The 14,362-nt window shown below is 72.3% G+C and carries 13 protein-coding genes; 6 read left to right on the top strand and 7 right to left on the bottom strand.

Features of this window, described 5'->3' with window-relative positions:
* Positions 1-15: 15 nt before the first annotated feature.
* The 6 genes from ACGFZK_RS07830 to ACGFZK_RS07805 form a co-directional block, all read right to left on the bottom strand.
* On the bottom strand, positions 16-399 hold the full coding sequence (locus tag ACGFZK_RS07830; RefSeq protein WP_393847974.1) for a DUF4440 domain-containing protein: 384 nt from the start codon (positions 397-399) through the stop codon (positions 16-18).
* Positions 400-460: 61 nt separating this feature from the next.
* On the bottom strand, positions 461-1,291 hold the full coding sequence (locus tag ACGFZK_RS07825; protein ID WP_393848482.1) for a carbohydrate ABC transporter permease: 831 nt from the start codon (positions 1,289-1,291) through the stop codon (positions 461-463).
* Between the two features lie 14 nt (positions 1,292-1,305).
* Positions 1,306-2,667 (bottom strand): ABC transporter permease subunit, encoded by a 1,362-nt coding sequence (locus tag ACGFZK_RS07820; RefSeq protein ID WP_393847973.1) that lies wholly within the window; start codon positions 2,665-2,667, stop codon positions 1,306-1,308.
* 10 nt (positions 2,668-2,677) lie between these two features.
* Positions 2,678-4,009 (bottom strand): ABC transporter substrate-binding protein, encoded by a 1,332-nt coding sequence (locus ACGFZK_RS07815; protein ID WP_393847972.1) that lies wholly within the window; start codon positions 4,007-4,009, stop codon positions 2,678-2,680.
* An 87-nt stretch (positions 4,010-4,096) separates the two neighbouring features.
* Entirely contained in the window at positions 4,097-5,779 is a 1,683-nt protein-coding gene (locus tag ACGFZK_RS07810) for a glycoside hydrolase family 13 protein (protein ID WP_393847971.1), read from the bottom strand.
* Between the two features lie 226 nt (positions 5,780-6,005).
* Positions 6,006-7,280 carry an ABC transporter substrate-binding protein gene (locus ACGFZK_RS07805; RefSeq protein WP_393847970.1) on the bottom strand — a complete coding sequence of 425 codons (1,275 nt, stop codon included), beginning with the start codon at positions 7,278-7,280 and terminating at the stop codon, positions 6,006-6,008.
* A 168-nt stretch (positions 7,281-7,448) separates the two neighbouring features.
* Here ACGFZK_RS07805 and ACGFZK_RS07800 point away from each other — a divergent pair, with 168 nt between their 5' ends.
* The 5 genes from ACGFZK_RS07800 to ACGFZK_RS07780 all read left to right on the top strand — a co-directional run bounded on the left by ACGFZK_RS07800 (position 7,449) and on the right by ACGFZK_RS07780 (position 11,866).
* On the top strand, positions 7,449-7,955 hold the full coding sequence (locus ACGFZK_RS07800) for a PadR family transcriptional regulator (protein WP_393847969.1): 507 nt from the start codon (positions 7,449-7,451) through the stop codon (positions 7,953-7,955).
* Complete coding sequence (locus tag ACGFZK_RS07795) at positions 7,952-8,758, top strand: ABC transporter ATP-binding protein (protein ID WP_393847968.1); 807 nt, start codon at positions 7,952-7,954, stop codon at positions 8,756-8,758. Before ACGFZK_RS07800 ends, ACGFZK_RS07795 begins: the two co-directional genes overlap by 4 nt.
* 2 nt (positions 8,759-8,760) lie before the next feature.
* Positions 8,761-11,094: an FtsX-like permease family protein gene (locus tag ACGFZK_RS07790; RefSeq protein ID WP_393847967.1), complete on the top strand. Its 2,334-nt coding sequence runs from the start codon at positions 8,761-8,763 to the stop codon at positions 11,092-11,094.
* Positions 11,095-11,198: 104 nt separating this feature from the next.
* Positions 11,199-11,480: a hypothetical protein gene (locus tag ACGFZK_RS07785; RefSeq protein WP_393847966.1), complete on the top strand. Its 282-nt coding sequence runs from the start codon at positions 11,199-11,201 to the stop codon at positions 11,478-11,480.
* Positions 11,477-11,866 (top strand): hypothetical protein, encoded by a 390-nt coding sequence (locus ACGFZK_RS07780; RefSeq protein WP_393847965.1) that lies wholly within the window; start codon positions 11,477-11,479, stop codon positions 11,864-11,866. Before ACGFZK_RS07785 ends, ACGFZK_RS07780 begins: the two co-directional genes overlap by 4 nt.
* A 43-nt stretch (positions 11,867-11,909) precedes the next feature.
* On the opposite strand, the gene ACGFZK_RS07775 is transcribed toward ACGFZK_RS07780, so the two are convergent.
* Positions 11,910-12,770 (bottom strand): helix-turn-helix transcriptional regulator, encoded by an 861-nt coding sequence (locus ACGFZK_RS07775; RefSeq protein ID WP_393847964.1) that lies wholly within the window; start codon positions 12,768-12,770, stop codon positions 11,910-11,912.
* 115 nt (positions 12,771-12,885) lie between these two features.
* Between ACGFZK_RS07775 and ACGFZK_RS07770 the strand changes: the two genes are divergently transcribed.
* The gene (locus ACGFZK_RS07770; RefSeq protein WP_393848481.1) at positions 12,886-14,316 is read left to right on the top strand and encodes an MFS transporter; all 1,431 of its coding nucleotides are present in this window, start codon (positions 12,886-12,888) and stop codon (positions 14,314-14,316) included.
* Positions 14,317-14,362 lie beyond the last annotated feature (46 nt).

Raw genomic sequence — 14,362 nt, 5'->3', positions numbered from 1 at the left:
ACTCGCCATCTGCCGTTAGGCACAGCTGCGTCCGTCCGGGTCCACACCGGACGGACGCAGCCGGCGTGACATCGCGTCCAGCTTCCGCCAGATCGAACTCCTGCGCGCTCGCTGTCCGTCGATCGTGGTCTCGTACGTCAGGTGCACCATGCCCGGCGCCAGCGCGGTGCCCACCATGTCGACGGGCTCATGACGCGGACCGTCCTCCGACCCGCCCTGCATGCCCGCCAACGCATCGAGCATCGCCTGCCGGTCCCACCGGCGGCCCGAAGCCCCGACTTCTGTGAAGTCGGGGTCCAGGAGCCGCCCGGCAAGAGACCTCGATGCCCGAACGTCAGGAGCCATCAGCTTCAGCTCCCCGGCCATGGCCTCGGCCACTGCGTCTGTCTCCGTGCTCATGGAGCCATTCTGACCCGTCCCGCCAACTCACCCGATGCCGGCGGCAGGAGCGGTGGGGCGGCTACTTCACCGAGCCCGCCATCACCCCCTGCACGAAGTGCCGTTGGAAGGCGAAGAAGACGATCAGCGGGACCACCAGGGACAGGAACGCACCCGGCGCGAGGACGCCGATGTTGCTGCCGAACTGCCGCATCTGGGACTGCAGCGCCACCGTGAGCGGCTGGGACTCGCTGTCCGCGAACAGCAGCGCCACGAGCATGTCGTTCCAGACCCAGAGGAACTGGAAGATGGCCAGGCTCGCGATGGCCGGGCGGCCGAGCGGCAGGACCAGCCGGGAGAAGATCCGCCACTCGCTGCCGCCGTCCATCCGCGCGGCTTCCAGCATTTCGCGCGGTATCCCGGCGAAGTAGTTGCGCAGCAGGAAGATCGCGAACGGCAGTCCGTAGGCGACGTGGAAGAGGACGACGCCCGCGACCGTGCCGAACAGCCCCACTGCGCCGAAGAGTTTGGCCACCGGCAGCAGCCCGATCTGCACGGGTACGACCAGCAGTCCGACGACCACCAGGAAGACGGCGTCCCGGCCGGGGAAGTCCAGCCACGCGAAGGCGTATCCGGCGAGTGCCGCGATGGCGACCACCAGCACGGTAGTCGGCACGGAGATCAGGACGGTGTTCCCGAAGGCCGCGGCGATGCCCGAGTCCTTCAGGAGGGCGCTGTAGTTGTCGAGGGACAGCTGGGACGGGTCCGTGAGAGAGGTCCACCAACCGTCGGAGGCGTTGTCACCCTCGGAGCGCATCGAGGAGATGAGCAGCCCCGCCAGCGGGGTGATCCATACGAGGGCGACCAGGATCAGCACGCCCTGGACGAGGGAGCTGCTCAGCAGGCGCGACATGGTGCGGTGGCCGCTCATGCTCCACTCCTTCGGAAACGCCGGATGTTGAAGATCATCGCCGGGACGACCAGCAGGAGCAGCACCACACTGAGCGCACTGCCGAGCCCCTGGTCGTTGCCACCGCCGAACGAGACGAGCCACATGCGGGTGGCCAGTACGTTCGCCTCTTCCTGGACCGGTCCGGGCGCGATGATGTAGACGAGGTCGAAGACCTTCATCACGTTGATCACCAGGGTCACGAAGACGACCGTGAGCACCGGTGCGAGCAGCGGCACGGTGATCTTGCGGAAGATCTGGCCCTCGCTGGCACCGTCCATGCGCGCGGCCTCCAGGGCGTCCCGGGGGATGGCCGCGAGGCCGGCGCCGATCAGGACCATCGAGAAGCCGGTCCACACCCACAGGTAGGCACCGATGATGGCCGGTGTCACCAGCGCCGGACCGAGCCAGTTCACCCCCGTGTACGGGGCTTCGAAGTTGGCCGCGGGCAGTCTGACGGTGTACTCGCCGTCGGCCAGCCCCGGGAAGCGGAACGACCCGTCGTCGGCGGTGCGGGCCGTTGCGGCCACGCGGCCGTCCCGTACGGCCTCGACCGTCATGCCGGGCAGTCCGTTCTCGCCCGGGTCGATGCGGCCGGGGGTGCCGGCGCCGCCGGGGGCGAAGTCGAGGTAGACGACGCCCCCGATCCCGTCCGCGCCGGGCTCGGTGGTGGCCGCGGCCTTCGTTCCGGCGGGCAGCGCGCCGGGCGCCACCCCGATGAAGCCGAGACTGACCGAGTGGCCGGGACGTACGGCCTCCGTGGTGCTGTAGGGGCCGCCCGCGCCGCCCGTCATGCCCTGGTCCTCACGGGCCCGGGCCGTCGGATAGGCGGCGGTGTCCTGGAAGCTGTCGTGGACGCCGACGACGGCGGCGTTGAGCACGCCCCGGTCCGGGTCCTGTTCGTAGGCGAGCCGGAAGATGATGCCCGCGGCGAGGAACGACACGGCCATCGGGAGGAAGAGCACCAGCTTGAACGCGGTCGCCCAGCGCACCTTCTCGGTGAGCACGGCGAGCATCAGCCCGAGCCCGGTCAGCAGGGTCGGAGCGACGACCACCCAGATGGCGCTGTTGCGGACCGCCTTGAGGGTGGCCGGGTCCTGCACGATCGCCGCGTAGTTCGCGGCTCCTACGAAGCGGTCGCCATCGGCGTCGAAGAAGCTGCGGCCGAAGGAGAAGAGGACCGGGTAGACGACCAGCGCGCCGAGCAACAGCAGTGCCGGCAGGACGAAGACGACCGCGAGGCGGCGCTTCCTTCGCCGGGCCAGGCGCCGCCCGTCGGCCGTGGCCCGAGCGGTGCCGGCGACGGCGGTGCCGGCGCGGGCGGTCACGGTGTCAGCCATGGGAGTCGCCTCAGTTCCCGTAGGCCTTGGCGGCCTCGGCCTCGAGCTTCGCGGCCGTGCCCTGCGGGTCCGACGGGTCGCGCAGGAAGTCCTGGAGGAGCTTCCACTCGCCCGCGCCCTTGGTGCCGCCGAACGCGGCCGGGGCCTGGTCCGACATGTCGAAGCGGATCGAGTCGCCCGCCGCGATGAGCGAGTCGGCCGTGCTGCGGGTGATGTCGTCGCCGTACGAGGCGATGCCGACCTCCTTGTTCGGGGACAGGAAGCCGCCCGCGCGCGCCCAGACCTCGGCCGCCTCGGAGCCGGCCAGGAATTCGAGCAGCTTCATGCCGGCCTTGCCGTTCTTTCCGTCCTTGAGGACCACGGCCGCGTCGCCGCCGCTGACGACCGGGGCCTTGCCGCCGTCGACCGCGGGGAACGGGAAGAACTTGGCGTCCGTCCCCAGCTTCTTGCCGAACTGGTCCTTGGCGACGCCGCCGACGAAGTCCCCCTCGTAGACCATGCCCGCCTTCGCCTCGGGCCCGAAGACCTGCGCGACCGACGTGGGGAAGTCGGTGCCCAGGGCGCTCTGGGCACCGCCGGCGACGAGCTGCTTGTCCTTGAACAGCTCTCCGAGGGTGGTCAGCGCCTTGACGACGCTGTCGTCGGTCCACTTGAGCCGGTGCTGGGCGAGCTGGTCGTACTTCTCCGGCCCGGCCTGGGAGAGGTAGATGTTCTCGAACCAGTCGGTGAGGGTCCAGCCGTCCTCGCCGGCTATGGCGAAGGCCGGGCGGCCGGAGTCGGCGAGGGTGCGGCCGGCCTTCAGCATGTCGGCGTAGCTCTTGGGCTCGTTGACGCCGGCCTGGGCGAAGGCCTCGGGGGCGTACCAGACGGTGGACTTGTGGGCGGCCTTGAAGTAGAGGCCGTAGTACGTGCCGTCGACGGTGCCGTAGTTGCGCCACACCGGGGAGAGGGTGGAGCCGGCCGTCTGGGCGGCCTGGCCGGACAGGGGCTGGAGCCACCCCTTCTTGGCGAACTGCTGGAGCACGCCGACCTGGGGAACCATCACCACGTCGGGCGCGTTGCCGCCCTCGATCTTGCTTCCGACGAAGGTGGAGACGTTGTCGCCGGAGGGCACGAAGACCGTCTTGGCGCCGGTCTTCTCGGTGAAGGCGTCCAGGACCTTCTTGAAGTTCTGCTGCTCGCTGCCGGTCCAGACGCCGGCCACGGTCACGGTCTGGCCGCTCAGTTCACCGCCGCCGGCAGGTCCGGTGGTGCCGCCGCAGGCGGTGGCGCCGAGGGCGAGGGCGAAGGCCGCCGATGCGGTGGCCGCGGTCCGTCGGGTCGTCTTGCTGGGTCGTCGCATGATGAGGTCCACTTCTGGGGGTGGGAGGTCGGCACGTGGGGGTCGGCAGGCGGGGAGGTCCGCGGGAGGGGTGGTCTGCGGGCGGGGTCAGGGGGCCGGGCAGTCGGCCGTCCACCAGGCGGCGGTCGCCGCGGGGAGCACACCGTCGGGACACGGGCCGCTGGCGAGCAGCGGGATGCCGGGGACCGGAGCGGGTACCGGCTCCGTACCGAAGTTCACCGCGCAGACCAGGCCGTCGCCGCGGGTGATCGCCAGTACCTGCGCAGGCGCGTCCAGCCAGCGCAGGACGCCCTCGCCGAGTTGCGGCAGGGTGCGTCGCAGCTGGAGGCCGTCGCGGTAGAGGTGCCAGAAGGAACGGGTGTCGGCCAGGGCGCGGTCGGTGGCGTGTTCGGCGAACCACTCGGGTTGCGGCAGCCACGGCTGGGCGCCGCCCGCTTCCCGGGTGAAGCCGAAGGGGGAGGCGTGCCCGGACCACGGCAGCGGCACGCGGCAGCCGTCCCGGACGTGTTTGCGGCTGCCCGTGCGGCGGAAGATCGGGTCGGTGAGGACCTCGTCGGGCAGGTCGAGGACCTCGGGGAGGCCGAGTTCCTCGCCCTGGTAGACGTAGGCGGCGCCGGGCAGCGCGAGCATCAGGAGGGCCGCGGCGCGGGCGCGGGCGGCTCCCAGTCCGCTGCCTTCCACTCCGGGCTCGCCCGCGTAGCGGGTGACCGTACGGACCTGGTCGTGATTGTTGAGGACCCAGGTGACGGTCGAGCCGGTGCCGGCGATGTCGCGCATCGCCTCGGTGATCGTGGCGCGGAAGGTGTCGGCGTCCCAGGGCGCGCTGAGCAGGTCGAAGAAGAACGCCTGGTGCAGCTCGTCGGGGCGGACGTACTCGGCGTGCTCGCGTGCGGTGGGCACGGACACCTCGCCGACCAGCAGCCGCTCGCGGCCGTCCCGGGCGGTGTACTCCTCGCAGACCGCGCGCCAGCGCCGCCACACGTCGTGCACCTCGGGCTGGTTCCAGGCCAGCTGGTTGACGGCGTCGCGGGCGCGCTCGTCGGCTCCGGGGTCGTCCGAGTCGGGCAGTTCGGGGTGCTTGAACAGTCCGGCGGCGACATCGATGCGGAAGCCGTCGACCCCGCGGTCCAGCCAGAAGCGCAGCACCCGCTCGAACTCGTCGCCCACGGCCGGGTCGCGCCAGTTCAGGTCGGGCTGCTCGGGGGTGAACAGGTGCAGGTACCACTCACCGGGGGTGCCGTCGGGCTCGGTGATCCGGCTCCAGGCGGGACCGCCGAACATGGCGCGCCAGTTGTTGGGGGGCTGCGACCCGTCCGGGCCGCGGCCGGGCGCGAAGTGGAAACGGGAGCGCGCCGCGCTGCCCGGCTCCGCGGCGAGCGCGCCCTGGAACCACGGGTGCTCGCTGGAGCAGTGGTTGGGGACGACGTCGAGCAGCAGCTTGAGCCCGAGCCGGCGGGCGTCGGCCACCAGCCGGTCGAACTCGGCGAGGTCACCGTAGACGGGGTCGACACCGCAGTAGTCGGCGACGTCGTAGCCGTGGTCGTGCTGCGGCGACGGGTAGAAGGGGCTGAGCCAGATGCCGTCGACACCGAGCTTGCGCAGGTAGGGGAGCCCGGTCCGGACGCCGGCCAGGTCGCCGATGCCGTCCCCGGTGCTGTCGAGGAAGCTGCGGACGTATACCTGGTAGATCACCGCGTCGCGCCACCAGGGGGCGGACGGGGCGGCGGTGGGGGAGGGGCGGCCGGTGTCGGCCCGAAGGGTGCTGAGCATCTCGCGTCGACCTGTCTGCTGAATGCGAGAGCGCTCCGGATCGGTGCGCTGTTATGCATGCATGTTAAGTAGCAGCGACTGGAAGGTGTCAACGATGTGTCCAGAAACAGCGAAAAGCTGGGGTGGTTTGCGGGTCAATGTCCACATGCATAACGAAGGGCCTCTACTTAACATGTAAGTAGAGGCCCTTGAGGGAGTGGAGAAAGAGAGGAACGGCGGAGTGCGATCAGCCCTTGCGGGAGAGCGGCCCGAGCTCGCGCGCGAGCCGCGCCGCAGCCTGCTCGGGTGTCTGGCGCAGCGCCATCACGTCCTGCGCCACGGCCTGCACGGCCAGGCTCACCTGGTCGTAGCGCGGGCTCTTGGGGCGCGGCACCGCCGACAGCACGCTCTGGCGCAGTGTGGGCAGGTACGGATACGCGCGGATCAGCTCGGGGTCCTCGTACAGTGCGGCGCGCACCGGCGGCAGCGAGCCCTTGGTGAGGATCTGGCGCTGGACCCGTTCGCTGGTCAGGTAGGAGATCAGATCGGCGGCCGACGCCGGATGCCGCGCATGGCTGCTCACGGCGAGGTTGGAGCCGCCCAGCACGCTGGTGCCGGGCCCGTCGGGCCCGGGCAGCGGCACGGCGCCGAACCTGCCCGCGACCTTCGACCCCTCCGCGCTCGCGTCCGCGTACACGTAGGGCCAGTTCCGCAGGAAGAGCAGCCGGCCGTCCTGGAAGGCCTGCCGGGACTCCTCCTCCTTGTACCCGAGCGCCTCGCGGGAGATCCAGCCGTCCCGCACGCCGTCCGCGAGGGACCGCAGTCCGGCGCGCGCCGCGTCGGAGTCCACCGTCACGCGGGCGCCGTCGTCGCGCAGGATCGATCCGCCCGCCGAGTGCACGGCCTCGGTGACGTTGACGGTGAGCCCCTCGTACGGCAGGAACTGCCCGGCGTAGCCGTCCAGTCCGTACCTCGGGGCGATCGTGCGCGCCTGACGGGCCAGGTCCTCCCAGGTGCGCGGGGGTTCCTCGCCCTCCCGGTCCAGGACGTCCTTGCGGTAGTAGAGCATCCCCGCGTTGGTGACGTACGGGACCGCGTACAGCCGGCCGTCGAAGGTCGCGGTGTCGACGACCGGACGCAGGAAGGCGTCGAGGGGGAAGCGGTCACGCCGGAGTGGGGAGATCCATCCGGCCGCCGCGAACTCGGAGGTCCAGGCGACGTCGATGTTCAGCACGTCGAACCGGTCGCGGCCCGATCGCAGTTCGCTGATCATCTGGGCCCGGGTCTCGTCCGCCGAGTCGGGAAGTTCGACGAGCGTGACGCGCTCGTCGGGATGCGCGTCGTTCCAGTCGTCGAGGAGCGGGGGAAGGTAGTCGGTCAGATCGCCCGCCGTCACGAGCGTCAGGGGGCCGCGGGCCCCGGAGGCCGCGCCCGCGTCGGCGCGGACGCCGAACCCGGCATAGCCCGCCAGTACGACCGCTCCGACCAGGAGAGCTCTACCCGCGGCACGCATCCACCGCATAGATTCCTCCCAGTGCACGACCCGGCTGCGCTGCCGACCATCGTGGCCTATATATACCCGTTAGGCATGGGCGATACTAGACGCCCAGGCAGACGAGACGGACGGCGGCGCAACTCGGCCCGCTGCCGAGTGAACCGTTGACTACGGAGCGGGAAGGAGGGGGAGCGAGTGCGGCTGGCGCTCCTTGCGCTCCTCACCCGTAGCCCTGCGCACGGTTACGAGCTGAAGCAGGACCTTGAGAAGCTCCTGGGCGCCGCGTACCCTCAGCCCAACGTCGGCCAGATCTACGTCACCCTCGGCCGGCTGGAGAAGAGCGGCCTGATCGAAGGCGAGGACGTCGAGCAGGCGGGGCGGCCCAACAAGCGCACGTACAGGCTGACGGACGCGGGGCGCGAGGCCGTGCTGGCCTGGTTCGAGGACACCGCCGAGGAGCCGCGGGTACGGGACGAGTTCTTCATGAAGCTCGCGCTCGCACCGCAGTCGGGTCTCGCCGATCCGGTCGCACTGATCAACAAGCAGCGGCGGCAGTACCTCAACAGCATGCGGGACCTGTCCAAGCTGGCCGCGGCGGAGGACCGCGACAACAAGATCTCCCAACTGCTGATCGAGGGCGCCATGCTGCACCTGCAGGCCGACCTCGACTGGCTGGAACGCTGCCAGGAGGAGCTGGAATGAGCGACGGCGCCACCACCGCTGCGGCCGTACCCGTCGAGCCCGCCGAGAGCGCCCCGCCCATCGTGCGGGCCGAGGGCCTGACCAAGACGCACTACGGCGAGGGCGTGCCGGTGCACGCCGTGCGCGGGGTGGACCTGGCCGTCCGGCCGGGCGAGTTCGTCGCCGTCACCGGGCCGTCGGGAGCCGGCAAGTCCACGCTGCTCCACCTGATGGGCGGCCTCCAGCGCCCCGACAGCGGCAAGCTGTGGATCGCTGGAGAGCGGGTCGACGAGTACCGCGAGGCCCGCTGGGCGGTCCTCAGGCGCCGCAGCATCGGCGTCGTCTTCCAGTTCTTCAACCTGGTCTCCAACCTCACCGTCGCCGACAACGTCGAACTGCCCGCCCTGCTCGCCGGAGCCTCCCCGAAGGCCGCCCGCGCATCGCGCGCCGAACTGCTCGCCGAACTCGGCCTCGAAGGCCGCGAGCGGTCGATGCCCGGCGAACTGTCCGGCGGCGAGCAGCAGCGGGTCGCGCTCGCCCGCGCCCTGGTCAACCACCCCGCACTGCTGCTCGCCGACGAACCGGCCGGCAGTCTCGACAGCAAGGGCACCCGCGAGGTGCTGCGACTGCTCTCCCGCTTCCACCAGCGCGGCCAGACGATCATGATGGTCACCCACGACGCCCGGATGGCCAGTGCCGCCGACCGCGTCATCAGCTTCTTCGACGGGCGCATAGCCGACGACGCGCAGCTCGGCGGCGGCCGCCGCGGACCGGCCCGCGGTGTCTCCGGCGTACTGGACCTGGAACTGGAACTGAAGGAGTGACCGTGCGGGCCACTCTGCGCTGGGCGCACGCCGACTTCCGCGCACACCGCGGCGAAGCCCTCTTCGTCGTGCTGGCCAGCGCCGGGATCATCGCCTCGCTCCTGCTGGCCGGCGCGCTGTTCGGCTACGCGGCCAACCCCTGGCAGCGGGTCTTCAACCAGTCGCGCGGCGCGCACATCTGGCTGCACACCCGCGCCGGCGCGGACATGGCCGCCCTGTCCCGCGTGGACGGGGTCGAAGCGCTTTCCGGGCCCTACCGCACGGCGGCGACGACGGCCGAATCGCGCGGCGCCCGCGTCGGGGTCACGCTGCGCGCGGCCACGGCGGCGCCCCCGCAGACCGGGCGGCCGCTCGTCACCGCCGGCAGCTGGCTGCCCCGACCCGAGGCCGACGCCGGAGCCGATGCGGACGTGGCCCTCGTCCTGGAGGCCTCGGTCGCGCGGGCGCTCTGGGCGGAGCCGGGCGACACGGTACGGGTCACCGGACCGGACGGCGCCCCGCACGCCCTGCGGGTGCGCGGAATCGCCGAGGTGGCCGAGCCCCGCTACCACCCGGGCGGCGGACCCGGCATCGGCTGGGTGCTCCCCGGCACCCTCGACGCGATCGCCCACGGCGACACCGGGCAGAGCGTGGGCCTGCGCCTGGAGGACCCGGACGACACCGACTTCGCCGTCCAGCGCGCCGTGACCGTCCTCGGCGCCGACCGGGTCGCGCAGGTCACCAAGTGGCAGCAGGCACGGGCCGAGGCGGGCGGCGACGACCGGCTGCTCGGGCAGATGTTCGCCGTCTTCGGGCTCGGTGCGCTGCTCGCGGCCGCCCTCGCCGCCGCCGGCGCGATCGGCGCCCGGGTCCGCGGCCAGCTCAGGGACATCGCGATCCTCAAGGCCGTCGGTTTCACCCCGGGCCAGGTGACCCGCGGCTTCCTCGTCCAGCACCTGGCCTTCGCGCTCCTCGGCGTGGCCCTCGGCACGGCGGCGATCGCCCTGCTGGGCGCCCGGATACCCGGGCGGATCGGGGAGGCGGCGGCGGTGTGGCAGGACCTGCCCGGCCACACCGCGCTCATGATCGGGGTCCCCTGCGGCGCGGTGCTGCTGATCGCGGCCGCCACCGGGCTCTCGGCCTGGCGGGCCGGACGGGTCCCACCGGTGCCGGTGGCCCGTGCGGCCCTGCCCTCCGCCGCGCCGATGTCCGCGCTCGGCAGGCGGGCTCTGGGCGTACGCGTACCGCCCGCGCTGGTCCTGGGCTGGCGCGCGGCCTTCCCGCGGCGCGGCCGGACGCTCGTGCCGGTGGCCCGGCTCGCCCTGCCGCTGGTGCTCATCACGGTCGCGCTCGTCGCCTGGTCGACGCTCGACCAGTTCCGCAGCCACCCCGCACAGATGGGACTGCCCGCGGCACTGACCGTACGGGCCGCGCAGCCCGCCGCCTCGTCCGAAGCGGAGGTGGAAAAGACGCTCGGGGCGGTCCCGGACATCGCCTCCGTCCACCCCGGCGCCGAGATGGCGGCCCTGGTGCCAGGGCAGACCGGCACCATCACGCTCCGCGGGCTGGGGACGGCCCGGGACCCGTATCCCGCCATGGTGGTGGAAGGCCGTGCGGTCAGCGGCCCGGACGAGGCGGTGGCCGGTCAGGGGCTGCTCGACCTCCTCGGGGTGAAGGTCGGCGCGTGGGTGCGGATGACCGTCGAGGGACGGCCGCAGATCCTGCACGTCGTCGGCCGCACCATCGAACCCGAATCCGGGGGCCGGGTGATCACCACGACCATCGACGCACTGCGGGAACGCGATCCGGAGCTGCGGCCCGACTTCCACGCCCTGGTGCTGCGCGACGGCGCCGACCCCCGGGAGGTGAGCGACGCACTCGCCGCGGCGGCGGGCGGAACGCTGGAGGTCCGGGAGACGCCGAACCCGGTCGACCGGCTGGAACCGGCGCGCGGAGTGATCGCCGCCCTGATCGCCGTCCTCGCACTGATCGGGCTGATCGAACTGCTGACGCTGATCGGTACGGGCGTACGGGACCGGGGCCGGGACCTGCTCGCACTGAAGGCCATCGGCCTGACGCCACGCCAGATCGGCTCCATGATCGTGACGGCCGCCGGACTGACCGCGCTGGCGTCCGCCCTGGTGGGCACGGCGCTGGGCGTGCTGTCCGGCCGGTGGCTGGTGGACACCCAGGGCGCATCGAGCGGCATCGGCGCGGGCATCGCCCGGCTGCCCGCGCCGCCGGTGATGTTGACGGTGATCGTCGCGGCGGTGCTGGGTGCCGTCCTGGCGGCGGTGCTGCCGGCGACACGGGCGGCGCGGCGGCGGCTCGCGGACTCGCTGAGCGAGACGCTCTGATCTCCGCGGCCAGGCCCGGCTCGCGTCACCTGGCACGCACGCGCGCCGCGTTCTGGTAGGCCCGGACCCTGACACGGCCGGTATGGCATCGGTATGGTGCTGGTATGGCGAAGAAGAAGGTCACCATCACGCTCGACACCGACAAGGTGACGGCGATCGAGGACATCCTCAAGTCCAGCCCGTCGGGATCGATCTCCGGCTGGATCGAGGACGCCGTCTCCGCGAAGCTCGACCAGGCCGAGCGGGCCGCCCGTGCGCTGGACTGGCTCGTCGAGCGAGCCCGGCAGGAGAACCCGGGGGAGTGGGAGAAGGCCCTGGCCGCGGTCGAGGACGCCGACCGCCGGCGCGGGCACACCGGTCCCGGGCAGGAGCAGAGCGCCGCGTGAACGCCGGCTACATCCTCGACCACACCGCGATCACCGCGCTGGCGCACGGCGACGTCTACATGGCCGCCCGTGTCTTCCGCTCCGCCCGGCAGGCGCAGCCCCTGTACGTGCCCGCGGCAGCATTCGCCCAGGGGCTCACCGCGGTGGTCCAGGGGGAACTCGCGCAGATGCTGCAGGACGCCCTGTCGGCCCCCTGCTTCGTCTTCCGTGCCCTCGACGAGACCGGCTGCTGGGCCGTCGCCCAGATCGCCCGCGAACGCGCCACGGACCTTCCCACCGCGCACGCCGCCCACCTGGCGCTCGGATCGGGACTCCCCGTCCTCACCCGGCAGCCCGGCACGTACAAGCAGATCGACTCCCGGATCGACGCCGAGCCCATCGGCTGAAGCAGGGCGGCCGCACCGGCCGAGCGCCCGCCCCGATCGTCCCTCAGACCGTCACGGGAACCCCGGTACCGGCCAGTTCCTCCAGCCGCTCCCGCGTCTGCGGATCCAGCGGTACGTACGTCACCAGCCTCGGCCCGGTAGACGGCCCGAGCCACAGGTTGGTGTGCTCCAGGTGCAGCAGGCCCACGTGCGCGTTGCGGACGTACTTCGACTTCGAGACCTGGCCGCCCACCACCTCGTGGCGCGCCCACACCTCCCGGAACTCCGCCGACGCGCCCTCCAGCCGGGCCAGCAGCGTCGTCCACGCGGACTCCATCAGGTGCTCCGCCATCGCCGCCCGGAACCGCGCCGCCATCAGCCGGTGCGTGGCCGGAAGATCCACCACCGCCTCCCGCCACTCCGGGTCGGTGAAGGCGAGCCACATGCAGTTGCGGTCCTCCGGCCGCTTGCCGTCCAGGTCGCAGAGCAGGCGCCCGTACGCGGCGTTGTACGCGACGATGTCGTACCGGCTGTTCTGGACGCACGCCGGGATGTGGCCCAGCTGGTCGAGCATGGCCCGCAGGGCCGGCGTCACACTGGGGCAGACCGCAGGCGGCGCCGGGTCCAGGCTTCCGGCCAGCGCGAACAGGTGCTCCCGCTCGCTCACGTCGAGCAGCAGCGCCCGCGCGACCGCGTCCAGCACCTGCGCCGACACCTGGATGTCGCGCGCCTGCTCCAGCCACGTGTACCAGGTCACGCCCACCGACGACAGGTGCGCGACCTCCTCACGGCGCAGCCCCGGGGTCCGCCGACGCGGCCCGCGCACCAGCCCGACCTGCTCGGGGGTGATCCGCTCGCGGCGGCTGCGCAGGAACTCGGCCAGCTCGTGCCGACGGACATCGCTTCCAGGGGCCACAGTGGTCATGCTCCCAGCCTGCCGCACCGCTCATCCTGTTGCCAGGTAGTGCTGGTACCCGGATCAGCACCCTCTGGTACCCGTCCGGCGGTTGCGGGACGGTCGGAGGGTGACCCAAACCCCTCTGCGCGGAACCGCTGCACACAGCGCCCCAGCACCCACCATCACCGCCGCCCCACCCCACCTGGGCGGCCTCGGCCTGTTCACCGTGCTGCTGGGCGCGGCCCTGCCCCTGATCGACTTCTTCATCGTCAACGTCGCGCTGCCGTCCATCGAGCACGACCTCTCCGCCGGCCCCGCCCTCCTGGAACTCGTCGTCGGCGGCTACGGCGTCGCGTACGCCGTCCTGCTCGTCCTCGGCGGACGCGTCGGCGACAGCCTCGGCCGCCGCCGGCTCTTCCTCATCGGCATGGCCGCGTTCGGCGTCACCTCGCTCGCCTGCGGTCTCGCCCCGAACGCCTGGAGCCTGGTCGCCGCCCGCGTCGCCCAGGGCGCGGCCTCCGCGCTCATGCTGCCGCAGGTGCTCGCGACCATCCAGGCCACCACCGAGGGCCCGCGCCGGGCCCGGGCCATGAGCCTGTACGGGGCCACCGGCGGCCTGTCCATGGTCGCCGGGCAGATCCTCGGCGGCGTCCTGGTCGCCGCCGACCTCGCCGGAACCGGCTGGCGCGCGGTGTTCCTGGTCAACGTGCCCGTGGTGCTCCTGGGGCTGGTCCTGGCGGTGCGCAGCGTCCCCGACACCCGCGCGGGCCGGCCCGCCGCCGTGGACGTACCGGGCACCCTGCTGCTCGCGCTGTCGCTGGTCTCGCTGCTGCTGCCGCTGACCGAGGGGCGGGCCGCGGGCTGGCCGCTGTGGACGTGGATCTCGCTCGGCGTGTTCCCCGTCGCCGCAGCGGCGTTCTCCTTCACCGAGCGCCGGGCCGACCGCAGGGGCCACACCCCGCTGGTGCCGCCGAGCCTGCTGAGGCTGGAGTCGCTGCGGCGCGGTCTGGCGGTCCTGATGCCGTTCTCGATCGGGTTCGGCGGCTTCATGTTCGTCCTCGCCGTCACCCTCCAACAGGGCCTGGACATGGGCCCGGTGGCAGCGGGTCTGGCGCTGGCCCCGATGGCCGTCGCCTTCTTCGGGGCCTCGCTGGCCGGACCGCGCCTGGTCGCCCGCTTCGGCAGCCGGATCGTCACCGCCGGAGGCGTCATCCAGGCGGCCGGGATCGCCCTGCTGCTGGCCACCTTGCGCTACGGCTGGCCGGACCTCGGCCCGGCGGCCCTCGCTCCGGGCATCGCCCTGGCAGGACTGGGCCAGGGCTTCCAGATGCCGGTACTGATGCGCCTGATGCTCTCGGACGTGCCCGCAGACCGGGCCGGAGCGGGCAGCGGCGTCATGATCACGGCCCAGCAGTCCGCCGTCGCGCTCGGCGTCGCCACGCTGGGAAGCCTCTTCCTCGCCCTGGTCCCGACCGCAGGTGCGCGCGACGCGGTGTCCACCACCCTGCTCGTGCAGATCGCCCTGATCGCGCTGACCGTCCTCCTCAGCCGCCGCCTTCCCCGCATGCGCTGAACGCGCCACATGAGTAGGAGGCACCGGGGCGACTGAGTACGTACGC

Origin of the sequence: Streptomyces sp. NPDC048257 (genome assembly GCF_043201855.1) — a bacterium.
GTDB lineage: Bacteria > Actinomycetota > Actinomycetes > Streptomycetales > Streptomycetaceae > Streptomyces.
This window is presented reverse-complemented; position numbering and strand designations above follow the sequence as displayed.